The sequence below is a fragment of the Formivibrio citricus genome (assembly GCF_900115065.1).
In the GTDB taxonomy this organism is placed as follows: Bacteria; Pseudomonadota; Gammaproteobacteria; order Burkholderiales; family Chitinibacteraceae; genus Formivibrio; species Formivibrio citricus.
The window spans coordinates 42,361-63,795 of sequence record NZ_FOVE01000009.1 but is presented as its reverse complement, the minus strand read 5'-3'; the positions used below and the strand labels follow the sequence as shown (position 1 = coordinate 63,795).

The following is a 21,435-nucleotide window of genomic DNA, read 5'->3' as shown; positions in this document are numbered from 1 at the left end:
ACATCACGGATAAAGGCGCACGGCGATCTGGACGTTTTCCGCGGCGGACAACGACCAGCAATCGGTTGCAGCCGTGAAGGTTCCCGCCGCCGTATTCACGCGAACATTCCCGGTATTGGGCAGGCCGTCGTCGATCTGCTGGTCCAGCGCACAGGCGAAGCGCAAACCGATCGTACCGATGGCCGGATCGTCGGGCGCGGCGGCGGTGTTGGGCGTGGAAAGGATGCCGATATGGGTCGCGCCCGGCACTGCGAACGCGGGATTGACTACGCCCCAGCGCGAGCCGAACGGCGATTTCCAGTCGGCATCCTGCGTAAGATTCAAGCCGTTGAGCAGCGTGGTTACCGCAGCGCGCTCGGCGCTCGTCGTCGCCAGCCCGTCCCGTGCGCCCGTGCACTGCGCCAGGGTCGTCGCGCCGGCACTGCAACCGTCACCGGGGAAAGCTTGGTAGCGCTCGAAAAAGACGTTCGTCGCCGTCTGGAACTTGTTGAGCGTAGCGGCCATGTTGCGCACCCGCGCGCCTTCGATCAGCTCGCGCCCCTTGAATGCCATGCCCATGATGAGGCCGATGACGACCAGCACGATTGCAAGTTCGACCAGAGTGAAACCGCTTTGGACTTTTTGATTCATTGATGTCTCCCGTGAAATTCACGCACAAAGCTTACCTGAAAATATCAACAAATCAACATTTTAATTACAACGATCGGCAGCATTGGCGGTTTTGTTGAACCGCCCGCGAGGAAAGCGCGTCCCGCCGCACACAACAGCGCTATAATCAGCGGTTTGCAAACCAGCCTTCAGCGATCCAGTCATGCAGGAACATTACACGCCAGCGGCCATCGAGGCCGCAGCCCAGCAAAAGTGGGAAAAGAACCAGGTTTTCAAGGCCATTGAGGACACCTCCAAGCCCAAGTACTACTGCCTGTCGATGTTCCCGTACCCGTCGGGCAAGCTGCACATGGGCCATGTGCGCAACTACACGATCGGCGACGTGCTGACCCGCTACCACCGCATGCAGGGCTACAACGTGATGCAGCCGATGGGCTGGGACGCGTTCGGCCTGCCGGCGGAAAACGCTGCGATCCAGAACAAGGTGCCGCCGGCGAAGTGGACCTGGGACAACATCGACTACATGCGCCTGCAGTTGAAGTCGCTCGGTTTTGCCATCGACTGGAGCCGCGAACTCGCGACCTGCAGCCCCGATTACTACAAGTGGAACCAGTGGATGTTCCTGCGCATGCTCGAAAAGGGCATCGCCTACAAGAAAACCCAGGTCGTGAACTGGGACCCGGTCGACCAGACCGTGCTCGCCAACGAACAGGTGATCGACGGGCGCGGCTGGCGCACCGGCGCGCTGGTCGAAAAGCGCGAGATTCCCGGCTACTACCTCGCCATCACCCATTACGCGGACGAGCTGCTCGGCGACCTGGAGCAACTGGAAAACTGGCCGGAGCGCGTGCGCCTGATGCAGGCCAACTGGATCGGCAAGAGCACCGGCGTGCGCTTTGCCTTCCCGCACGAGATCAAGGATGAAACCGGCAGCCTGATTGATGATGGCAAGCTGTGGGTCTTCACCACGCGTGCCGACACGATCATGGGCGTGACCTTCTGCGCCGTGGCCGCCGAGCACCCGCTTGCCACGCATGCCGCACAAGGCAACCCGGAACTCGCCGCGTTCATCGAAGAATGCAAGCACGGCTCGGTCATGGAAGCCGACATGGCGACCATGGAAAAGAAGGGCATGCCGACCGGCCTCTTCGTCACCCATCCGCTCACCGGCGCACAGGTTCCAGTCTGGGTCGGCAACTACGTACTGATGAGCTATGGCGATGGCGCAGTGATGGCCGTTCCGTCGCACGACGAGCGCGATTTTGCCTTCGCCAAGAAATACGACCTGCCGATCGTCCAGGTCATCGACGTGCCCGGCAAGACCTACTCGACCGAAGCTTGGGAAGAGTGGTACGCCGACAAGGAAAACGGCGTCTGCATCAACTCCGGCAAATACGATGGCATGAACTACGCCGCCGCCATCGACGCGATTGCCGCCGACCTCGCTGCCAAGGGGCTGGGCGACAAGAAGGTGCAATGGCGCCTGCGCGACTGGGGCGTTTCGCGCCAGCGCTACTGGGGCTGCCCGATTCCGCTGATCCACTGCGATTGCTGCGGCACCGTGCCGGTTCCCGACGACCAGTTGCCGGTGAAGCTGCCGGAAGACTGCGTGCCGGACGGCTCGGGCAACCCGCTCCTGAAGCGCGACGACTTCCTCAACTGCACCTGCCCGCAGTGCGGCAAGCCGGCCAAGCGCGAAACCGACACGATGGATACCTTCGTCGATTCGAGCTGGTACTACGCGCGCTACTGTTCACCGGACAACCACGACGCGATGCTCGACGAGCGCGCCAACTACTGGATGTCGGTCGACCAGTACATCGGCGGCATCGAACACGCAATCCTGCACCTCTTGTACTCGCGTTTCTGGAACAAGGTCATGCGCGACCTGGGCCTGACCAAGGTCGACGAGCCGTTCTCGCGCCTGCTCACACAGGGGATGGTGCTCAATGATGCTTTCCATCAAAAACCCCCAGAAGGCGGAAAAAAATACTACTGGGAACATGAAGTAGATGTTGTTCGGAATGAACAAAATCGAATACTCGGAGCGACGTTAAAAAGCGATGGATCACCACTGATTCATGAACTTACAACAATGTCGAAGTCCAAAAATAACGGGGTCGACCCGCAGGCGCTGATTGAGCAATACGGTGCCGATACAGCGCGTCTGTTCATGATGTTCGCAGCACCGCCGGAAATGACGCTGGAATGGTCCGATTCGGCCGTGGAAGGTTCGTTCCGCTTCCTGCGCCGCCTGTGGAAGCTGGCGCACGACCACATCAGCACCGGCATCGTCCCGGCCTACAAGGAAGGCGAGCTGAGCGCCGAGCTCAAGGCACTGCGCTTCCAGTTGCACCACCTGATCCAGAAGGTGGCCGACGACTACGGCCGCCGCCAGCAGTTCAACACCGCGATTGCCGCCGTGATGGAATTCCTCAACGCGTTTGCCAAGGCCGATCTCACGAGCGATGCCGGCAAGGCCGTCGCACAGGAAGCGCTCGAAACCGTCGCGCTGGTGCTCTCACCCATCGTGCCGCACGTCGCCGATGCGCTGTGGACCCACCTCAAGCCCGGCAGCGACCTGCTCGACCAGCCGTGGCCGAAGGTCGATCCGGCTGCGCTGGTACAGGACGAGATCGAACTCGTGGTGCAGGTCAACGGCAAGCTGCGCGGTTCCATCAAGGTATCGAAGGATGCCGGCAAGGAAGCCATCGAGGCCGCCGCGCTGGCCGACGAGAACGTGCAGAAGTTCGTGACCGGGGCGCCGAAGAAAATCATCGTCGTGCCGGGCCGCCTTGTGAACATCGTCGCCTGATCGGGAGTTGCCATGCGTATTCTCGCCACCCTCTGCCTGACCCTGCTGCTTTCCGCATGCGGCTTCCACCTGCGCGGAACCGACCCGGCCAGCGCATTGCCCTTCACCACCGTACGCATCGATGGCGAAGGGCTGGCTGCCAGGAACCTGCGTGACTATCTTGGCACCTACAAGAGCGTCAAGCTGGTCAAAAGCGGCAATGCGGAAACGGTCATCCGCGTGCTTGGCGAGCAATACAGCAAGGATGTCTTCAGCGTGAATACCAGCGGCCGGGTATCGGAATACCGCCTGACCTACCGGCTGCAATTCGCCACCGACCACAAGAGCAAGAACGTTCTGGAGCGCGGCGAGGTTGAGCTCTATCGCAACCTTTCGTGGAACGACAACGCCATCCTGAGCAAGGAAGCCGAGGAAGCGACGCTGGTGCGCGACATGCAGCGCGACGTGGTTCAGCTCGTTTTGCGCCGGGCAGGCGCCGTCGTCAAGAAAGCCCAGAGCAATGCGCCCTGACGATCTGCCGCGCGCCCTGGCGCGCGGTCTGTCTGCCCTTTACGTGATCCACGGCGACGAAGCGCTGCTGGCACTCGAATCAGCCCAACAGGTGCGCGATGCCGCGCGTAATGCCGGCTATCTGGAACGCGAAACACTGACTGTGGAAAGCGGTTTTTCCTGGTCGCAACTCACGCTGATCGGCAATTCCTTTTCGCTTTTTTCCGACAAGAAACTGATCGACCTGCGCATCCCTTCGGGCAAACCCGGCGTCGAAGGCGGCAAGGCGCTCGAAGCCTACGCCGCCAACCTGCCGCCCGATACCGTCACGCTCGTCACCCTGCCCCGGCTCGACCGTACCGGGCTCAACAGCAAATGGTTTACTGCGCTGGCATCGGCCGGGGACGTGGTCGAAGCCAAGGTCATCGAACGCCCCCAGCTGCCCGACTGGATCGCCGGGCGACTGGCACGGCAGAAGCAGCGCCTGACGCCCGAAGCGCTCACTTTCCTCGCCGACCGGGTCGAAGGCAACCTGCTCGCGGCACATCAGGAAATCCAGAAGCTGGCGCTGCTTTTCCCCGAAGGCGAACTCTCTCTGGAAGAAGTCCAGTCCGCAATCGCCAACGTGGCACGCTACGATGTCTTCCAGCTTGGCGCGGCTTTGCTCCAAGGCGACCGGGGCCGCTTCGTGCGCATGCTCGACGGCCTGCGTGCCGAAGGCGAAGCGCCACACCTGGTTCTGTGGGCGCTGGCCGAAGAAATCCGCACGCTTTATCGCATCGGCAAGGGCCGCCGCGAAGACAAGCCTCTTGCACAGCTTTTCAAAGACAACCGGGTCTGGGGCGAACGCCAGAAACTGATCGAACGCGCCCTGCCGCGCATGACCGCGCTCAAGCTGCGCGCAGCGCTGCTGCATGCCGCGCACATCGACGAACTCAACAAAGGGATAGGCGAAGGCGAAGTGTGGGACGAACTGCTGCAACTGGCCCTGCCGCTGATGGAAGCACGAAAATGAAAGAACAAATCCTCGTCAACATCACACCCCAGGAAACCCGCGTCGCCACCATCGCCGATGCCGTGGTCCATGAACTGCACATCGAACGCGCGGCGCAGCGCGGCATCGTCGGCAACATCTATCTCGGCGTCGTACGGCGCGTACTTCCCGGCATGCAGTCGGCTTTCATCGAAATCGGGCTGGATAGGGCGGCGTTCCTGCATATCGCGGACGTGATCGAGCAGCGCCAGAGCCCGAACGAGACGCTGCGCATCGAACGTATCGTGCATGAGGGCCAGACTGTGCTGGTCCAGGTCATCAAGGATCCGATCGGCAGCAAGGGGGCGCGGCTTTCCACTCAGATCAGCATCGCCGGCCGCTTTCTGGTTCTCCTGCCGCAGGACAACCACATCGGCATCTCGCAGCGCATCGAAGACAACGCCGAACGCGAGCTGCTGCGCGCGCGCATGGAAAAACTGACGACCGGCGCGCATCAGGGCTATATCGTGCGCACTTCGGCCGAACACGTCACCGACGACGAGCTCCAGGCGGACATCGACTACCTGAACCTGATCTGGGCGGACATCCGCGAAAAAACGCAAACACAGGCACCGCAAACGCTGCTGTTTCAGGATCTGTCGCTGCAACTGCGCGTATTGCGCGACATCGTTACCCAGGAAACCGACCAGATTCTCGTGGACTCGCGCGAAAACTACCTGCGCATGGCCGAATTCGCCGAGCGCTTCGTGGCCGACGCGCTGCCGCGCATCAAGCACTACACCGGCGAGCGCCCGCTGTTCGACCTGTACGACATCGAAACCGAAATCGAGAAAGCGCTTTCGCGCCGGGTCGATCTCAAGTTCGGCGGCTACCTCATCATCGACCAGACCGAGGCGATGACCACGATCGACGTCAACACCGGAGGCTTCGTCGGCACGCGCAACTTCGACGACACGATCTTCAAGACCAATCTCGAAGCCACGCACGTCATCGCCCGCCAACTGCGCCTGCGCAACCTCGGCGGCATCATCATCGTTGACTTCATCGACATGGACAACGAAGAGCACCGCAACGCCGTGCTCGAAGAGCTGCGCAAGGCGCTGGCTTCCGACCGCACCAAGCTCACGATTTCCGGGTTTACCAGCCTGGGGTTGGTGGAAATCACCCGCAAGCGCACCCGCGAAAGCCTCGCCCACATCCTGTGCGAACCCTGCCCAACCTGCCAGGGGCGCGGCGAAATCAAGACCGCCCAGACCGTGTGCTACGAAATCCTGCGCGAGATCGTGCGTGAAGCGCGACAGTTCAACGCCCGCGAATACCGCATCCTGGCCGCGCAGACCGTCATCGACACGCTGCTCGACGAAGAATCGGCGAGCTTGGCGCAGTTGGCTGATTTCATCGGCAAGCCGGTCTACCTGCAAGTGGAAACGGCGTATACCCAGGAACAGTTCGACATCGTGTTGATGTAACGAGACCTGGAACAGGAAGCGCTGGCGCCTACCGCAGGACGGATTCATTCCGTCGGTGGTTTTTCCGGGTGGAGGAGATGACGGGTTGAAACCTGTCCTGCGGCGATAGCAAACAGCATTCACAGTATCGTCTGCAGCTGAAACAAAGGGGCCGCCGGCCCCTAATGCCGTTCACTTAAGGATTTTTACGCGCCTGCGGCGCAGGATTCACAGCCGGTTCCGCCCGGCAAACGGGAAAGGGATTTGTCTCGCCAAATCCCCTTCACCCCTAGGCGAGCCCACTCCGGCGCCCCTGCGGGGTTCCCTGCGATGCTCGCAAGACGCGGCGGCTGCGCAACTCGGCCTGCGGCCTCAAACAGTGCTCGCCGAATTCCCGCGCCTTGCTGTGCTTCTCGGCGCCTTCCAGGGCGGGGCGTGCTGCATGCAGCTCGGATCAAGAAAAATGCCGCTCACTTGGCTTAAGTGAACGGCATTAGCCGCCGGCCCTTTTGTTTTATCCGCGCATATCAAAAACGCTCATCGAACTGGATCACGCCGTAGATTTTCCATTGCCCGTCTTGGCGGATCAAATGGTAGCCGCTGTCGTAGTTCCACGAGGTTCGATCCTGGCAATGCGCGGTCCACGTGACAACAACTGAGGCCATGTCCCGCCCCATTGCAAGCAGGGAAGCCAGTCGGTACGTCATCCCGGTTATGCCGCGCTCCTTGTAATGATTCAGGATGGAGCGCGTAACTTCGTAGAGCACCGGCCCTTCATTGATGCCCCACTGGGATGGCGTCATTTCGTGGAAAGAGGTGAAAGGCAGGGTAAACATGGCCGTGATGCCATCCACATCAAGCCGGGAAAAAGCCTGGCCGTACACCTCGAAAAATTCACCGATTTCTTCAACCAATTGCGCGCGGTCAGTTTCCACCGTGCCATCGCAACATGAAAGCAAGTTTGTCATCAAGCGCCCCGAAGCTTGCAGTAGCGTTAACCGATTTTAACGTTGCCAGATTAACATTTCAGACTCAGGTGCTTTGCAATTCCCGGCATGGCAAGGCTCCTGTGCGGCGGTTTCAGCCAAAAATTCGGCGAATCTTGTCCCACAACGAAGCGCGCTTGCCCTTGTCGCTGAAATAAAACGCGAAAGCCTTGTCCCTCTGCATGATGTGCTTCTGCAGCCAGTCGGCCAGGAAGCGCACCTGCTCCATCGGGTTGCCTTCTCCATCCTCCAGCTTGGCCTTTTCCGCAGCCACGAAGCCGATGAAGGCGCGGTGCTCCTTGCGATGTTTTTCCAGTTCGGGGTAGCCGCAGAGATCCATCAGGCTTTCTTCGTCGGCAAAATGGGTCTGCGTGTACTCCTCCAGCGCATCGAACAGTGCCATGATTTCTTCGCGGCTTGCGCGGGTGATGATGCCGTGCCACAGGCTGTTGGTCAGGTCAAAAAGCCTGTGGTGCTGGGTGTCGATTTCCTCCAGCCCCACTTTGGCGGCGTCGTTCCATTGCACGAGGACATGCTGTTTTTCTGCGGGCGGCGTCATGGTGTTCTCCGGGCGAGAATGGGAAGCAGGATCGGTTGCAGTATGCCTGAATCGGACACCTGAGGAACAGAGGCGGCCGCGGGGAAAGGAGAATCGCCGGAAGGTGCCGCACTTTCACCTTCGCAGCCCTTCGCAGATTACATCCGCTCCCGCAAATCCCCGCCACGGCAAGGCGAAGTCGATAAAGTCACAGGCGATTTGGCAATGGCATTACCGCGCCCTCACCCCGTACACCCCGCCAATCACCAGAAATTCCCCTTCCCCCTGCAACTTGCCGGGCAGCACCTCGGCGCAGCAGATGATCTTGGCGCACGGCACGTCGGTGGCGAATACGGTGTCGCCGAATTCGCCGGCACGCTCCGCGTCCGAGCTGAACGAGTTGACGTTGTTGAGCAGCACCAGCGTTTCGCCGTCTTTTTCCCCGAGCTTTTCATGCGACTGCCAGCCGTTGACGCCGCGGTAGAGGCGGAAGTGGGCCTTGTCGGGAAAGCGACAACGCAGTTCGTGCTGGGTGTAGGTATAGACGAGATCGAGCTGCGCTTCGAGCGCGTTGGTGTTGTAGAGGCCGGCAGCGCGCTGCATCTGGTAGCGCTGGTAGGCATCGCCGCCCGGATCGCGGATCGGCGCGCCGTGGTAACGCGGCAATAGCCCGAAGCGCGATTCCACCCAGGCCTTGAGCACCGCGCCTTCCATCTGGTCCGAATTGAAATGCCAGCCGCGGATGAGCTTGAGGTAGCTGAGCTTGGCCCGGTTCTTTTTCGTTTCCGCGGTCAGGCCCGCGTCTTCGAGCGCTTCGAGCCGGAAATGCACGGTCATGTAGTCGTGAAACACCTGCGCGCGCTCGTGCGGATCGGGGCGGGCATCGAGCAGGCGGAAAAGCTCGCGGTGCAGTTCGGCCACGCCGTCGAGCTCCAGTTTTGAAGGGTGTTTCTGGAAGGTCAGGCTGCCGAGGATCGCGGCGGGCAGGTTGCAGCGGTTGAGGGATTGGCGCGCATTCGCGGGCAAGGCGGGATTGTCGGAAGCTTTGTCGTTGTCGCGACATGGATCGGGCGCTTTGTTGCATGCCACACTGCTGCAAGAAGTCGATGCCATACATTTTCCCACATAGATTCAATCAGTTACACACAAACAATCCTGCTGGCACAGCGTTTGCACAGTAGGGGGCGTGGCTGGCTGTTGTGCGTTCTGCGGCAAGGCCGTCAACCCGTGTTCAACTGCAAGGAGTTTATATCATGGCACTTCGTCAATGTGCGATTTACGGCAAGGGTGGGATCGGCAAGTCCACCACCACGCAAAACCTGGTTGCGGCTCTGGCTGAAGCCGGCAAGAAAGTAATGATCATCGGCTGCGATCCGAAAGCCGATTCCACCCGCCTGATCCTGCACGCCAAGATGCAGAACACCGTGATGCAGCTTGCTGCCGACGCCGGCTCCGTGGAAGACCTGGAACTCGAAGACGTGTTGCAAGTGGGTTTCGGCGGCGTGAAATGCGCTGAATCCGGCGGCCCGGAGCCTGGCGTGGGTTGCGCCGGCCGCGGCGTGATTACCGCCATCAACTTCCTGGAAGAAGAAGGCGCGTATGAAGAAGACCTCGACTTCGTGTTCTACGACGTGCTGGGCGACGTGGTGTGCGGTGGCTTTGCCATGCCGATCCGCGAAAACAAGGCGCAGGAAATCTACATCGTGGTGTCCGGCGAAATGATGGCCATGTATGCAGCCAACAACATCGCCAAGGGCATCGTGAAGTACGCCACCTCTGGCGGTGTGCGTCTCGCGGGCCTGATCTGTAACAGCCGCAAGACCGACCGCGAAGACGAACTGATCATGGCGCTGGCCGCCAAGCTCGGCACCCAGATGATCCACTTCGTGCCGCGCGACAACGTGGTGCAGCACGCCGAAATCCGCCGCATGACCGTGATCGAGTACGACAAGGAAGCCAAGCAGGCTTACGAGTACCGCACGCTGGCCCAGAAGGTGATCGACAACAAGCTGTTCGTGATCCCGACTCCGCTGGAAATGGAAGACCTCGAAGATCTGCTGATGGAATTCGGCATCATGGAAGTGGAAGACGAATCCGTCGTCGGCAAAGCCAAGGAAGCCCTTCCGGCATAAGGCTTCACCCTCACCCCACCCCTCTCCCCTCACGGGAGAGGGCGTTGAGATACCAACGCGCCTTGTCCGGATAGGCGACAGGCGCAAGGAGAAATTGACATGAGTACGACCAACCGCGAGGAACTCCAGAACCTGATCCACGAGGTGCTGGAAGTGTATCCGGAGAAGGCCAAAAAAGACCGCGCCAAGCACCTGATGGTGAACGACAAGGCGCTGGAATCGGCCAAGAAATGCATTACCTCCAACCGCAAGTCCGTGCCGGGCGTGATGACCATGCGCGGCTGCGCCTACGCCGGCTCCAAGGGCGTGGTGTGGGGCCCGATCAAGGACATCATCGATATTTCGCACGGCCCGATCGGCTGCGGCCAGTATGCCCGTGGCGGCCGCCGCAACTACATGAACGGCGTCTCCGGCGTCGATTCGTTCTGCGACATCAATTTCAGCTCAGATTTCCAGGAAAAGGACATCGTGTTCGGCGGCGACAAGAAGCTAGCCAAGCTGATCGATGAACTGGAAACGCTGTTCCCGCTCTCGAAAGGCATCTCTATCCAGTCCGAATGCCCGGTCGGCCTGATCGGCGACGACATCGAAGCCGTCTCCAAGAAGAAGGCTGCCGAAATCGGCAAAACCATCGTTCCGGTACGTTGCGAGGGTTTCCGCGGCGTTTCGCAATCGCTCGGCCACCACATCGCCAACGACGCGGTGCGCGACTGGATTCTGCCGACCCGCGACGACAAGCGCCCCGAAGCCGGCCCGTACGATGTGGCGATCCTCGGCGACTACAACATCGGCGGCGATGCCTGGGCCAGCCGCATTCTGCTCGAAGAAATGGGCCTGAATGTCGTGGCGCAGTGGTCCGGTGACGGCACCCTGCCGGAAATGGAAAACACCCCGGCAGTGAAGCTGAACCTGCTGCACTGCTACCGCTCGATGAACTACATCAGCCGCCACATGGAAGAGAAGTACGGGATTCCATGGATGGAATACAACTTCTTCGGCCCGACCAAGATCAAGGAAAGCCTGCGCGAAATCGCCTCGCATTTCGACGACAAGATCAAGGAAGGCGCCGAGCGTGTGATCGCCAAGTACACGCCGGCCATGGAAGAAATCATCGCCAAGTTCAAGCCGCGTCTCGAAGGCAAGAAGGTCATGCTGTATGTCGGCGGTCTGCGCCCGCGTCACGTGATCGGTGCCTACGAAGACCTCGGCATGGAAGTGGTCGGCACGGGTTACGAATTTGCCCACAACGACGACTACGACCGCACGATCAAGGAAATGGGCGACGCCACCCTGATCTACGACGATGCCACCGGCCATGAACTCGAAGACTTCGTGATGGCCATGAAACCCGACCTGATCGGCTCCGGCATCAAGGAAAAGTACGTCTTCCACAAGATGGGCTACCCGTTCCGCCAGTTGCACAGCTGGGATTACTCAGGGCCCTACCACGGTTACGACGGCTTTGCCGTGTTCGCCCGCGACATGGACATGACGCTGAACAATCCGGTGTGGAAGATGATGCAGGCCCCCTGGAAAGCTTGATTGACCGGCTGCGGCGGCAAATGGCGGCGTCAGGCGGTGCTCGCAATCCTCATGGACTTTGTGTCCATTCCGGTTGCTGCGCTCCGGCTTCCTTGCCCTTTGCCGCCTCGCTCGGACACTCCGCGCTTTCTACTCTGCTCTGAATAAAGCAGGAACCCAATCACTTTCGCCCGCGTCCACAGATGGGTGGCCGGGCAGGGAGAAAAGACATGCAAACCGTAGACAATATCAAGCCTTGCTTCCCGCTCTTCAGCGAAGACCGCTACAAGGAGCTGATGGACAAGAAGCGCACCTTTGAAGAGGCCTACCCGAAGGAGAAGATCAAGGAAACCTTCGACTGGACTACCTCGCCGGAATACCAGGAACTCAACTTCAAGCGCGAAGCGTTGACGATCAACCCGGCCAAGGCCTGCCAACCGCTCGGCGCCAGCCTGTGCGCGCTCGGCTTCAACAAGACCATGGTCTACATCCACGGCTCGCAAGGTTGCGTCGCGTACTTCCGTACCTACTTCAACCGCCACTTCAAGGAACCGATCGCCTTCATCGCCGACTCGATGACTGAAGACGCCGCCGTGTTCGGCGGGCAGAAGAACGTGCACGAAGGTCTGCAGAACGCGACCAAGCTCTACGGCGCCGAAATGATCGCTGTCTGCACCACCTGTATCGCCGAAGTGATCGGCGACGACTTGGGTGCCTTTATCGGCAACGCCAAGAACGAAGGCTATGTCGACAAGGACTTCCCGGTTCCGTACGCCAACACCCCGTCTTTCGTCGGTTCGCACATCACCGGCTGGGACAACATGCTCGACGGCATTCTGACCTACTTCACCGAGAAGGACATGGAAGGCAAGGTCGTCGGCAGCAACGGCAAGATCAACATCGTGCCGGGCTTCGAAACCTATCTGGGCAACTTCCGCGTGATCAAGCGCATGCTCAAGGAAATGGATGTCGATTACACCTTCCTGTCCGATCCGGAAGAAGTGCTCGACACGCCGGCCGACGGCACCTTCCGCATGTACGCGGGCGGCACCACCATTGCCGAAGTCAAGGATGCGCCGAACGCCAAGACCACCTTCTTCCTGCAGCCGACCACACTGGAAAAAAGCCGGAAATTCGTTGAAACCACGTGGAAGCACGAAGTACCGAAGATCGGCATTCCGATGGGCATCGCCGGTACCGATGAATTCCTGATGAAGGTTTCCGAAGTTACCGGCAAGCCGATTCCGGAATCGCTCACCACCGAGCGCGGCCGCCTGGTCGACATGATCACCGACTCGCACGCCTGGCTGCACGGCAAGAAGATGGCCCTGTTCGGCGACCCGGACTTCCTGCTCGGCCTGACCAGCCTGCTGCTGGAGCTCGGTATCGAGCCGACCCACATCGTCTGCAACAACAGCAACAAGCGTTGGGAAAAAGCGATGAAGAAGCTGCTCGAATCTTCGCCCTACGGCGCGAACGCCAAGCTGTATCCGGGTTGCGACCTGTGGCACCTGCGCAGCCTGTGCTTTACCGACAAGCCCGATTTCATCATCGGCAGCAGCCTCGGCAAGAGCATCCAGCGCGATACGCTCGCAAAGGGCCCGGAATTCGAAGTGCCGCTGATCCGCCTGGGCTTCCCGATCTTCGACCGTCACCACCTGCACCGCATGACCACGCTGGGCTACGAAGGCGCGATGTACATCGTGACCACGCTGACCAACGCGGTTCTGGAAAAGCTGGATAACGATACGAAGCATCTGGGTGTGACGGACTACGCCTACGATCTGGTGCGTTAACAGCAGGGAATGGGGAGTAGAGAGTGGGGACTAGAACCCGCCCTCCACTCCCCATTCACAACTCCCCACTCCCTGGAGTTAAAAAATGGCCAACATCATGATTCGCAAATCCGCCGCGGGCGGACTGGTTTTTTACCTGCCCAAGCGCGATCTGGAAGATACCGTCACCTCGATCGAGTTTGATACCCCGGAAAAATGGGGCGGCGAACTGAAGCTGGCCAATGGCGGCGTGTATTACATCGATCCGCAGCCCCTGCCCGCGCGCTTCCCGCTCAGCCTGCGAGCGAAAAGGCTGGATGCGGCAGAGCAATAAAACTTGTAGGTCGGATAAGCCGAAGGCGCCATCCGACATCCCCAAGGCATCACCACGTCGGAAGGCGCTGCGCTTTTCCGACCTACGCAAGCAAGGAGAACCATCATGGCAATGAAGATCAACGCCGACGAATGCACCGCCTGCGGCGATTGCGCCGCCGAATGCCCGAACAGCGCCATCATGAACAAGGGCGCCTTCTTTAAGATCAATCCAGACAAGTGCAACGAGTGCGAAGGCATTTCCGAATTCCAGAAGTGCGTGGACGTTTGTACCGCAGGCTGCATCGTTCCGGCCTGACCCTTGAATCCGCACGACGAGGGCAGATACCCGCCCTCATCCACGGACGCATATCCACGTCGGGGAGCAAAACCATGACTCAGCAAGTTGCCCAAGGGCATGTCAAGGAAGTGGCCGAACGCATCGGCTTGGCGGCGCGCAGCCTGCCCGGCTGCGAGATCGGCAAACTGGTGGAAGGACTGGTCGGCAAGCTGGGCGGACCACTGACCACGGAAAAACTGGGCAGCCTGACCCTCAAGGATCTGGATCAGCTTTTCAGCGCCAGCCGCGATGCGCCGCAACGCGAGGAAATGCGCCAAGCCCTGCACTACCTCTGGGGCGAAGGCATCGGTGCCGCGCCCCCGCCCACGCCCCTGCCCTACGCAGAGGGCGACATGCCGCAGTCGGTACGGCTGGCCGTGGCCTCGAACACCACGGAAAACCTCGACGGCCACTTCGGCTCGTGCAAGCGTTTTCTCGTCTACCAGGTTTCCTGCCAGGAAGCACGGCTGATCGAGATCCGTGACCCCGCTCCCTGCGTCGAAGCCGATGACCCGAACACCGCCCGCGCGCAAATGCTCGCCGATTGCCAGTTGCTCTACGTGCAATCCATCGGCGGCCCCGCCGCAGCCAAGGTCATCCGCGCCGGCATTCATCCGGTCAAGTTCCCGCAGGGCGGACCGGCGCAAACCAGCATCGAGCGCCTGCAGCAAACCCTGCAATCCCCTCCGCCGTGGCTGGCACGCGTCATGGGCGTGACGGCACGTTCGCTGTCCCGTTACGCTACGGAAGAGGATGAGGCCGCATGATCGCACCGGAATTGATTGAGACCGTCTGCCAGGCGCTCGCCGGAGGCAATGCGCGGCGCCCGGGCATAGATCGCGAGCTGCGCGAAGCCTTTCCCGGCATTGCCTTCTCGCTCTGTGACGACAACGACATTCCCTCGCGCCACAAACCGCTGACCACGGGCGAGGGCTTTGCCCTGTACGGCATCGGCAGCAACGGCCACTGCGCCACGCTGACCTCCGATCCCGAATCCGCCAGCGGGCTGGCCATTGCCCTGACCGACGATGATGATGAAGACTGAATCACCTGACCGCTACGTGAGCTTTGCCGGTCTGGATTGCGACGGACAGGCCAGGCGGCTCGTGGCCCTGCTGCGCCCGTACATGGACGACCCGGAAAAACGCAATGCGTTCTGGGAACTCTTCGCGCGCAAGCTCGCCCCGGAAAGCGGACCGCGCCACGACGAACTTTTCCTGATCCACGCCCACCTCAACATCCTGCGCGACCAGCTCGAACTCCACGAGGACCATGCCGCGCTGGAACTGCTCGACAAGATCGAGCATGAGTGCTGCTGAATCGGCAGAGAAGCCTGGGAAGGCTGCTCATTATCCGTCTTGCTGCGGGACCATTGATCAAAGCCGCGTGCAGCACGCCCCGCCCTGGAAGGCGCCGAGAAGCACAGCAAGGCGCGGGAATTCGGCGAGCACTGTTTGAGGCCGCAGGCCGAGTTGCGCAGCCGCCGCGTCTTGCGCGCATCGCAGGGAACCCCGCAGGGGCGCCGGAGTGGGCTCGCCTAGGGGTGAAGGGGATTTGGCGAGACAAATCCCTTTCCCGTTTGCCGGGCGGAACCGGCTGTAAACCCTGCGCCGCAGGCGCATGAAAATTCTTATTTGATCCTGCCAGCGAGGTCGGAAAAACGAAGCGTCTTCCGGCGGTTGAGGTTTATGCGGCGGATGGCGCCTGCGGCTTATCCAACCTACGCGCTGCATTTTCTCCCTCTCCCCTAGCGGGAGAGGGTTGGGGTGAGGGGGAGATTTCCTGGAACACAAACAGTCTCAAATCCCCCTTTTGCAAAGGGGGACGCAAGGTGCGCCAGTCCGCCGTTGCGGGATACCGGCCTTCTCCGGCCGGATCAATGCCTGCCGCTCGCCATCCGGTCCAGCGCCGCAATCACCTTCTGGCTCGCGGCCTCCATCGCTGCAGCACCGGCAGCGGCGCGCTCGTCGTCGCCCTGTTCGTGCGCTTCCAGCGCGGCGATCGCTGCGGCATGTACCGCCTTGTGCGGCGCTTCCAGCTCACGGAAAGCCGGATGCTGCGAGAAACAAGCGTTTCCTTCGCCCTCGTAGTACCACTTGCCGAGCCGGCACAGTGTGTGATCGCTGAAGTTGCCGCGCGCCTCGTCCGACTGGCCGAGCAGCACGCGATGGACGCGGAACTTGAAAATGATGTGGTCGAGCTTGGCCAGGTCGCAGAAGCTGTGCAGCGCCGTGCCTGTGATGCTCTGCTGCAGGACATCCGAAAGCCCGAGCAGCTCGCGCATCGAATCGGCCGCCTGTAGGCCGTCCTGGCTTGAAGCCTCGGCCGAGCCGGCCAGTTGCTGCATGCTTTCGTGGCTGCCGGTGGTTTCGGCGCTGATCTTGCCAACCAACTGGCTGATTTCACCGGTTGCAACCGAAGTGCGCTCGGCCAGCTTGCGAACTTCATCCGCGACCACGGCGAAGCCGCGCCCCTGCTCGCCAGCACGAGCGGCCTCAATCGCGGCGTTGAGCGCCAGGAGGTTGGTCTGGTCGGCAATTTCCTTGATCATCTGCACGATGCCGCCGATCTTCTGCGCCTCGGCATCCAGCGCGTCGATGCGCCGGGTCACGCCACCGGAATCGGCCGCCAGCTTCACCAGATCGTCGGCAATCCGCTCGGTCGAAGAACGACTGGTAACCGACACCCGCTGCACCTCGCCGGCACGTTCTTTCTCCGACTTGAGCAGGTTGATCAGCGAAACGAGGCTTGCCTGGCTGTTGACCAGCGATTCGTGGAACGATCTGAAATTACCCAACAGCGCCGTCATGCGGCCGATTTCGGCGTTTTTTGCCGCAGCTTCGGCCCTTGCCTCTTCAAGATCCTTGGTCAATCGGGCCAGACTGGCATCGCGCGCGGCGAGTTCCTGCTCCAGCAGAGTCACGCGTCGTTCCGCTTCTTTCGATTCCTGATTCCGTCCCCAAAAAGCCATGACCCTTCTCCCGTTGTTTGCCAGCACCAAAGCAACTGCAATTGAACATCATTCCCAATCTAGCAAAGACCATGCGCACAAAAACCGGGGCATTTCGCTTCGTTTGATGCCGGTCAAGCGCGCAAACCATACAAAATACCGGCCGCTCTTGTCGCGACTGTGACAACGCCGCCCGACATTGCCAGCAAACCCGCGGGGGTTTGGCTGGCACGCATCTTGATAGACATAGGGCGAATCCTTGCGAGAGCCCATCATGAACGCCCGCGACCTGAACCAACTGATGGTTGAGCCGTCCTGCGAACACCAGACAGCAGCCAAGCCCAAGACCGGCTGCAGCCGCCCCAAGCCCGGCGCGACCCAAGCTGGCTGCGCATTCGACGGTGCGCAGATTGCGCTGCTGCCGATCAGCGATGCGGCGCATATCGTGCATGGCCCGATCGGCTGCGCCGGCAGTTCGTGGGACAACCGCGGCGCGCGCACTACCGGCCCGGCGCTGTATCGCTACGGCATGACCACCGATCTGTCCGAGCAGGACATCATCATGGGCCGCGGCGAGAAGCGCCTGTTCCTTGGCATCAAGCAGGCCGTCGAGCGGTATCGCCCCAAGGCCGTCTTCGTCTACGCCACCTGCGTGACCGCGCTGATTGGCGAAGACCTGACCGCGCTGTGCAAGGCCGCCGAGAGCCGCTTCGGCTTGCCGGTGATCCCGGTCGATTGCGCCGGCTTCTACGGCAGCAAGAATCTGGGCAACCGCATCGCCGGTGAAACGCTGCTCAAGTACGTGATCGGCACGCGCGAACCGGAGCCCGCTCCGGCCGGCGTTCACGACATCAACCTGATCGGTGAATTCAATATCGCCGGCGAGCTGTGGCATGTAACGCCGCTGTTCGACGAACTGGGGCTGCGCCTGCTCTCGACCCTCGCCGGCGACAGCCGCTTTGCCGAGCTGCAGACCATGCACCGCGCAGAGGTCAACATGCTGGTCTGTTCCAAGGCGCTGCAGAACGTCACGCGCAAGATGCAGGAACGATTCGGCACGCCGTGGTTCGAAGGCAGCTTCTTCGGCATCCGCGACATGAGCCAGTGCCTGCGCGATTTTGCCCGCATCATCAATGACGCCGACCTCAGCGCCCGCACCGAAGCGTTGATCGCCCGCGAAGAAGCCCGGCTCGATATCGAGCTGGCTCCCTATCGCAAGCTGCTGACCGGGAAGAAGGTCATCCTGTTCGGCGGCGGCGTGAAATCCTGGTCGATGATCTCCGCGCTGCAGGACCTCGGTATGGAAATCATGGCTACAGGCATCCGCAAATCCACCGAAGCGGACAAGGGGCGCATCCGTGAACTGATGGGCGACGACGCCCAGACCTTCGAGGAAGGTTCCCCGCGCGAGCTGATCGATCTTGTCGACCAGCACCAAGCCGATGTGCTGGTCGCCGGCGGGCGCAGCCTGTATGCCGCGCTGAAAGCCCGCATTCCTTTCCTCGACATCAACCAGGAACGCGAATTCGCCTTTGCCGGCTACGACGGCATGGTCGAACTGGCCAAGCGCCTGGTCACAACCATCGACAGCCCGATCTGGCCACTGGTGCGCAACCCGGCGCCGTGGGAAAACAGTACGGGAGAAAAAAAATGATGCGCGCGACTTGCCGCACAAACTCCCTCGCCCCTCGCGGGAGAGGGCTGGGGAGAGGGGGCGACATGCGCACCGGAATGAACTCGACCCGCCTCACCCTCTCCCCGCCCCTCCCCCATCAAGGGGGAGGGAGAAGAGCATCGGAGAACTGACATGGCCATCATCAAGAAATCCAGCAAGCCCTTGTCGGTCAACCCGCTCAAGACCAACGCCTGCAGTGGCGCCACTCTGGCGTTTCTGGGCGTGGACCGCTCGATCCCGCTGCTGCACAGCGCACAGGGCTGCAGCGCGTTTGCCAAGGTCTTTTTCGTGCGCCATTTCCGCGAGCCGATTCCGCTGCAAAACACCGCCATGGATCATGTCGCCACGGTCATGAACGCCGACGAGAACCTGATCGAGGCACTGCTGCTTCTCAGTAGCAAGCAAAAGCCCGACCTGATCGGCGTCGCCACCTCTGGGCTGGCGGAAACCCAGGGGGCGGATGTCGCCCGCATCATCAAGACTTTCCGCACCCGCCATCCGGAGTTTTCCGCCACGCGCATCGTCTGGGCCAGCACGCCGGATTTCCGCGGCGGGTTCGAACAGGGGTTTGCGGAGGCGGTGTATTGCCTGATCGACCAGCTTCTCCCCGTGGGAGCGGATGCAATCCGCGAAACGCAGCCATTCGCGGATTCCATCCGCTCCCACGAATCCCGCCGTATCAACCTCCTCTGCCCGGCCTGGATGACGCCGGGCGATCAGGAAGCGCTGGCCGAAATCGTCGAAGCTTTCGGCCTTAGCCCTGTCCTGCTGCCCAATCTGGCCGATTCGCTCGACGGCCACCTTGGCGTGGAGCGCCTCAACCCGGTCAGCCAGGGCGGCATTCCCGTTACCGACATCAAGCAGTTGGGTTCCGCCCGGGCCAGCCTGGTATTCGGCCGCAGCCTGCGTAGCGCGGGCGATCTGCTCGCCACGCGCACCGGGGTACCGTCGATCCAGTTCGACCAATGCCTGGGGCTGGAAGCCACCGACCAGATTCTGATGACGCTCGCCGAACTGTCCGGCCAGCCGGTCCCGGCCAAATTCACGCGCCAGCGCCAGCAGTTGCAGGATGCCTTCCTCGACAGCCATTTCATGCTCACCGGCGCCAAGGTGGCACTCGCCGCCGAGCCCGATCACCTCGGCCAGCTCGCCGGCATGCTCAACGAAGTGGGCGCCATTCCGGTCAGCGCCGTCAGCGCGTCCAACCCCGGCTGGCTGGAAGAACTGCCGCTGCCAAACGTCACCGTCGGCGACCTCGAAGACTGGGAGGACGAAGCCTTGGCTGGCGACGCAGAGTTGCTCATCACCAATTCGCACGGTCTGCAGGCCTCACGCCGGCTCGGCATACCGCTGTTGCGCGCGGGCTTCCCGCAGTACGACTGGCTGGGCGGTTACCAGCGCGTATGGCTGGGCTACCGCGGCGCGCGCCAGGCCCTTTTCGATCTCGGCAACCTGTGGACTGAACACCATGAACACACCGCCGGACCCAAACCCTACGTCTCCCGCTTCCGGGACGATCCGCAAACTGAATCTTGTTGTAAAGGAACGCATCATGAGCACGCGACTTGCCTTTGCCAGCAGTGACGGCAACCGGGTCGACGACCATTTCGGCTCGGCCCACCGCTTCCACGTCTACGCGCTGAACCCGGAAGGCGCGCAGCGCAACGCCATCATCCAGTGCGATGTCGGCGAGGGCCACGACTCGGGCCGCCTGGCGCGCCGCATCGCCGCCCTGCAAGGCTGCCGCGCCGTGCTCTGCACCGAGATCGGCCAGAGCGCGTTGCGCCTGCTGCGCGAAGCCGGGATCGACGTGGTCCGGGTGACCGAAGGCGCCGCCATCAGCGACTTGCTCGCCGACTGGGCCGCCGGCCGCATCGGTCTGGCCCCCGCCAGCACCGATGCCGCGCGCTTCGAACGCTTTCTGGAAGAGGGGTGGGCCGAATGAGCTGCCACGAACACACCGTCCTGGCCCCCGCCACCGTGCTGAATACCGAACCGGGGCGCGCCCTGCTGGAAGTCTCGCGCCAGAGCGCCTGCAAGGCTTGTGCCGAAAGAGCCCAGTGCGGCAGCCAGCAGGAAACCCCGCACACGCAGCAATTATGGTTAGCCACTGAAACCGCGCTGAAAACGGGGGAACGCGTCACGGTCAGCGTACCGGAAACCGCCGTCTGGCATGCCGCCACGTTGGCTTATGGCCTGCCCTTGGCCGGGTTTATCGGCGGGCTGCTCGCCGGAGCACTTTGGGGCGACGTGGCAGCCTTGCTCGGCGCACTGTTTGGTCTGATCGCTGGATTCATCGCCGGGGGATTCATGGCTACCAAGAGACATCCCCCCCTCAAGATCCTTGCCGCACAAGCCGCCCCCCTGCCACCGCTTCATACCGCAAAGGAAGAATCATGAGCGAATCCGCCACCGATACCAGCATCTACCAATCGGCCTTCATGACCGAACTGCTGCGCCAGATCAAGGCGCACGACCAGTACGGCACCCACGACGGCTGGTCGGCCGAGCGCCTGCTGGAGCCTTTTTTCCGCAAGCGCGAACAAGGCGCCGCCGGCTGCACGATCGACCGCGCCTCGCTGCTGCGCGTCACCACGTTCTACCAGGCACTGGCCGTGCTGATCGAAGGCGAATGCGGGCAGATGGCGAGCCTCGTCGTCAACATCAACGAAGAAGGCTTCGGCCGCGTGCTGCTGCTCGTGGGGCGGCTGGTGGTCCTCGACAAAACCGTGCGCGATGCCGGCCGTTTCGGCTTCGCCACCCCGCAGGCCATGCAGGCCGAAGCGGAAAAACTGCTTGCCGTCGCCACTGGGCTGATCGGCAAGTTCCCGGAAGCAGCAAAACTTTAATC

At 61.5% G+C, this 21,435-nt stretch carries 22 protein-coding genes and 1 pseudogene; 17 read left to right on the top strand and 6 right to left on the bottom strand.

The features are described 5' to 3' along the window. Window positions 1-3: 3 nt before the first annotated feature. Window positions 4-630, bottom strand: coding sequence for a type II secretion system protein (locus BMZ36_RS07415; protein ID WP_091193748.1), 627 nt, complete (start codon window positions 628-630; stop codon window positions 4-6). A gap of 181 nt (window positions 631-811) precedes the next feature. Between BMZ36_RS07415 and leuS the strand changes: the two genes are divergently transcribed. From leuS to rng, 4 genes are read left to right on the top strand one after another with little or no spacing between them, the layout of a single operon-like run. Further along, window positions 812-3,424, top strand: a complete 2,613-nt coding sequence (gene leuS / locus BMZ36_RS07410) for a leucine--tRNA ligase (RefSeq protein WP_091193743.1) — start codon at window positions 812-814, stop codon at window positions 3,422-3,424. Between the two features lie 12 nt (window positions 3,425-3,436). Beyond that, on the top strand, window positions 3,437-3,934 hold the full coding sequence (locus tag BMZ36_RS07405; protein ID WP_091193739.1) for an LPS-assembly lipoprotein LptE: 498 nt from the start codon (window positions 3,437-3,439) through the stop codon (window positions 3,932-3,934). Beyond that, on the top strand, window positions 3,924-4,928 hold the full coding sequence (holA, locus tag BMZ36_RS07400; protein WP_091193733.1) for a DNA polymerase III subunit delta: 1,005 nt from the start codon (window positions 3,924-3,926) through the stop codon (window positions 4,926-4,928). The genes BMZ36_RS07405 and holA overlap by 11 nt, the downstream gene beginning before the upstream one ends. After that, window positions 4,925-6,376: a ribonuclease G gene (rng, locus tag BMZ36_RS07395; RefSeq protein WP_091193728.1), complete on the top strand. Its 1,452-nt coding sequence runs from the start codon at window positions 4,925-4,927 to the stop codon at window positions 6,374-6,376. Before holA ends, rng begins: the two co-directional genes overlap by 4 nt. A 506-nt stretch (window positions 6,377-6,882) precedes the next feature. Here the strand turns inward: rng and BMZ36_RS07390 are convergent. The 3 genes from BMZ36_RS07390 to BMZ36_RS07380 all read right to left on the bottom strand — a co-directional run bounded on the left by BMZ36_RS07390 (window position 6,883) and on the right by BMZ36_RS07380 (window position 8,992). Continuing rightward, window positions 6,883-7,323, bottom strand: a complete 441-nt coding sequence (locus tag BMZ36_RS07390) for a DUF6841 family protein (RefSeq protein ID WP_143085998.1) — start codon at window positions 7,321-7,323, stop codon at window positions 6,883-6,885. A gap of 112 nt (window positions 7,324-7,435) precedes the next feature. Then, window positions 7,436-7,900, bottom strand: a complete 465-nt coding sequence (locus BMZ36_RS07385) for a bacteriohemerythrin (RefSeq protein WP_091193722.1) — start codon at window positions 7,898-7,900, stop codon at window positions 7,436-7,438. A 210-nt stretch (window positions 7,901-8,110) separates the two neighbouring features. Then, on the bottom strand, window positions 8,111-8,992 hold the full coding sequence (locus BMZ36_RS07380) for an NAD(+)--dinitrogen-reductase ADP-D-ribosyltransferase (RefSeq protein ID WP_091193718.1): 882 nt from the start codon (window positions 8,990-8,992) through the stop codon (window positions 8,111-8,113). A 140-nt stretch (window positions 8,993-9,132) separates the two neighbouring features. Here BMZ36_RS07380 and nifH point away from each other — a divergent pair, with 140 nt between their 5' ends. The 8 genes from nifH (at window position 9,133) to cowN (ending at window position 15,278) form a co-directional block, all read left to right on the top strand. Further along, window positions 9,133-10,011 (top strand): nitrogenase iron protein, encoded by an 879-nt coding sequence (nifH, locus tag BMZ36_RS07375; protein ID WP_091193715.1) that lies wholly within the window; start codon window positions 9,133-9,135, stop codon window positions 10,009-10,011. 99 nt (window positions 10,012-10,110) lie between these two features. Next, complete coding sequence (gene nifD, locus BMZ36_RS07370; protein ID WP_091193710.1) at window positions 10,111-11,553, top strand: nitrogenase molybdenum-iron protein alpha chain; 1,443 nt, start codon at window positions 10,111-10,113, stop codon at window positions 11,551-11,553. A 209-nt stretch (window positions 11,554-11,762) separates the two neighbouring features. Continuing rightward, a complete protein-coding gene (gene nifK / locus BMZ36_RS07365) occupies window positions 11,763-13,328 on the top strand; it encodes a nitrogenase molybdenum-iron protein subunit beta (RefSeq protein WP_091193706.1) in 1,566 nt (521 codons plus the stop codon). 85 nt (window positions 13,329-13,413) lie between these two features. Next, on the top strand, window positions 13,414-13,641 hold the full coding sequence (gene nifT / locus BMZ36_RS07360) for a putative nitrogen fixation protein NifT (protein WP_091193703.1): 228 nt from the start codon (window positions 13,414-13,416) through the stop codon (window positions 13,639-13,641). 30 nt (window positions 13,642-13,671) lie between these two features. Then, window positions 13,672-13,938 (top strand): ferredoxin family protein, encoded by a 267-nt coding sequence (locus tag BMZ36_RS07355; RefSeq protein ID WP_308417365.1) that lies wholly within the window; start codon window positions 13,672-13,674, stop codon window positions 13,936-13,938. Window positions 13,939-14,012: 74 nt separating this feature from the next. Further along, window positions 14,013-14,726 (top strand): dinitrogenase iron-molybdenum cofactor biosynthesis protein, encoded by a 714-nt coding sequence (locus BMZ36_RS07350; protein WP_091193694.1) that lies wholly within the window; start codon window positions 14,013-14,015, stop codon window positions 14,724-14,726. Beyond that, a complete protein-coding gene (locus BMZ36_RS07345; RefSeq protein WP_091193689.1) occupies window positions 14,723-15,004 on the top strand; it encodes a DUF6129 family protein in 282 nt (93 codons plus the stop codon). Before BMZ36_RS07350 ends, BMZ36_RS07345 begins: the two co-directional genes overlap by 4 nt. After that, window positions 14,988-15,278 carry a N(2)-fixation sustaining protein CowN gene (gene cowN, locus BMZ36_RS07340; protein WP_218142661.1) on the top strand — a complete coding sequence of 97 codons (291 nt, stop codon included), beginning with the start codon at window positions 14,988-14,990 and terminating at the stop codon, window positions 15,276-15,278. The genes BMZ36_RS07345 and cowN overlap by 17 nt, the downstream gene beginning before the upstream one ends. Before the next feature lie 557 nt (window positions 15,279-15,835). Here the strand turns inward: cowN and BMZ36_RS14855 are convergent. Both BMZ36_RS14855 and BMZ36_RS14850 read right to left on the bottom strand, forming a co-directional pair. Next, window positions 15,836-16,243, bottom strand: coding sequence for a CZB domain-containing protein (locus BMZ36_RS14855; protein WP_245747828.1), 408 nt, complete (start codon window positions 16,241-16,243; stop codon window positions 15,836-15,838). 33 nt (window positions 16,244-16,276) lie between these two features. Continuing rightward, window positions 16,277-16,531: pseudogene (locus BMZ36_RS14850) on the bottom strand (methyl-accepting chemotaxis protein); the annotation flags it as partial. 652 nt (window positions 16,532-17,183) lie between these two features. Between BMZ36_RS14850 and nifE the strand changes: the two are divergent. The 5 genes from nifE (at window position 17,184) to BMZ36_RS07310 (ending at window position 21,433) form a co-directional block, all read left to right on the top strand. After that, the gene (nifE, locus tag BMZ36_RS07330; RefSeq protein WP_091193682.1) at window positions 17,184-18,563 is read left to right on the top strand and encodes a nitrogenase iron-molybdenum cofactor biosynthesis protein NifE; all 1,380 of its coding nucleotides are present in this window, start codon (window positions 17,184-17,186) and stop codon (window positions 18,561-18,563) included. A 153-nt stretch (window positions 18,564-18,716) separates the two neighbouring features. Next, a complete protein-coding gene (gene nifN, locus BMZ36_RS07325) occupies window positions 18,717-20,168 on the top strand; it encodes a nitrogenase iron-molybdenum cofactor biosynthesis protein NifN (RefSeq protein WP_091193677.1) in 1,452 nt (483 codons plus the stop codon). Further along, window positions 20,137-20,529 (top strand): NifB/NifX family molybdenum-iron cluster-binding protein, encoded by a 393-nt coding sequence (locus BMZ36_RS07320; protein ID WP_177187819.1) that lies wholly within the window; start codon window positions 20,137-20,139, stop codon window positions 20,527-20,529. The genes nifN and BMZ36_RS07320 overlap by 32 nt, the downstream gene beginning before the upstream one ends. Further along, window positions 20,526-20,984, top strand: a complete 459-nt coding sequence (locus BMZ36_RS07315) for a SoxR reducing system RseC family protein (RefSeq protein WP_091193670.1) — start codon at window positions 20,526-20,528, stop codon at window positions 20,982-20,984. Before BMZ36_RS07320 ends, BMZ36_RS07315 begins: the two co-directional genes overlap by 4 nt. After that, window positions 20,981-21,433, top strand: coding sequence for a NifX-associated nitrogen fixation protein (locus tag BMZ36_RS07310; RefSeq protein ID WP_091193666.1), 453 nt, complete (start codon window positions 20,981-20,983; stop codon window positions 21,431-21,433). Before BMZ36_RS07315 ends, BMZ36_RS07310 begins: the two co-directional genes overlap by 4 nt. Window positions 21,434-21,435 lie beyond the last annotated feature (2 nt).

Excerpts from the sequence above, each read along its gene's own strand:
- BMZ36_RS07415 (WP_091193748.1), bottom strand. The coding sequence starts at position 630 with ATGAATCAAAAAGTCCAAAGCGGTTTCACTCTGGTCGAACTTGCAATC.
- leuS (WP_091193743.1), top strand. The coding sequence starts at position 812 with ATGCAGGAACATTACACGCCAGCGGCCATCGAGGCCGCAGCCCAGCAA.
- BMZ36_RS07405 (WP_091193739.1), top strand. The coding sequence starts at position 3,437 with ATGCGTATTCTCGCCACCCTCTGCCTGACCCTGCTGCTTTCCGCATGC.
- holA (WP_091193733.1), top strand. The coding sequence starts at position 3,924 with ATGCGCCCTGACGATCTGCCGCGCGCCCTGGCGCGCGGTCTGTCTGCC.
- rng (WP_091193728.1), top strand. The coding sequence starts at position 4,925 with ATGAAAGAACAAATCCTCGTCAACATCACACCCCAGGAAACCCGCGTC.
- BMZ36_RS07390 (WP_143085998.1), bottom strand. The coding sequence starts at position 7,323 with ATGACAAACTTGCTTTCATGTTGCGATGGCACGGTGGAAACTGACCGC.
- BMZ36_RS07385 (WP_091193722.1), bottom strand. The coding sequence starts at position 7,900 with ATGACGCCGCCCGCAGAAAAACAGCATGTCCTCGTGCAATGGAACGAC.
- BMZ36_RS07380 (WP_091193718.1), bottom strand. The coding sequence starts at position 8,992 with ATGGCATCGACTTCTTGCAGCAGTGTGGCATGCAACAAAGCGCCCGAT.
- nifH (WP_091193715.1), top strand. The coding sequence starts at position 9,133 with ATGGCACTTCGTCAATGTGCGATTTACGGCAAGGGTGGGATCGGCAAG.
- nifD (WP_091193710.1), top strand. The coding sequence starts at position 10,111 with ATGAGTACGACCAACCGCGAGGAACTCCAGAACCTGATCCACGAGGTG.
- nifK (WP_091193706.1), top strand. The coding sequence starts at position 11,763 with ATGCAAACCGTAGACAATATCAAGCCTTGCTTCCCGCTCTTCAGCGAA.
- nifT (WP_091193703.1), top strand. The coding sequence starts at position 13,414 with ATGGCCAACATCATGATTCGCAAATCCGCCGCGGGCGGACTGGTTTTT.
- BMZ36_RS07350 (WP_091193694.1), top strand. The coding sequence starts at position 14,013 with ATGACTCAGCAAGTTGCCCAAGGGCATGTCAAGGAAGTGGCCGAACGC.
- BMZ36_RS07345 (WP_091193689.1), top strand. The coding sequence starts at position 14,723 with ATGATCGCACCGGAATTGATTGAGACCGTCTGCCAGGCGCTCGCCGGA.
- cowN (WP_218142661.1), top strand. The coding sequence starts at position 14,988 with ATGATGATGAAGACTGAATCACCTGACCGCTACGTGAGCTTTGCCGGT.
- BMZ36_RS14855 (WP_245747828.1), bottom strand. The coding sequence starts at position 16,243 with ATGCGCGAGCTGCTCGGGCTTTCGGATGTCCTGCAGCAGAGCATCACA.
- nifE (WP_091193682.1), top strand. The coding sequence starts at position 17,184 with ATGAACGCCCGCGACCTGAACCAACTGATGGTTGAGCCGTCCTGCGAA.
- nifN (WP_091193677.1), top strand. The coding sequence starts at position 18,717 with ATGGCCATCATCAAGAAATCCAGCAAGCCCTTGTCGGTCAACCCGCTC.
- BMZ36_RS07320 (WP_177187819.1), top strand. The coding sequence starts at position 20,137 with ATGAGCACGCGACTTGCCTTTGCCAGCAGTGACGGCAACCGGGTCGAC.
- BMZ36_RS07315 (WP_091193670.1), top strand. The coding sequence starts at position 20,526 with ATGAGCTGCCACGAACACACCGTCCTGGCCCCCGCCACCGTGCTGAAT.
- BMZ36_RS07310 (WP_091193666.1), top strand. The coding sequence starts at position 20,981 with ATGAGCGAATCCGCCACCGATACCAGCATCTACCAATCGGCCTTCATG.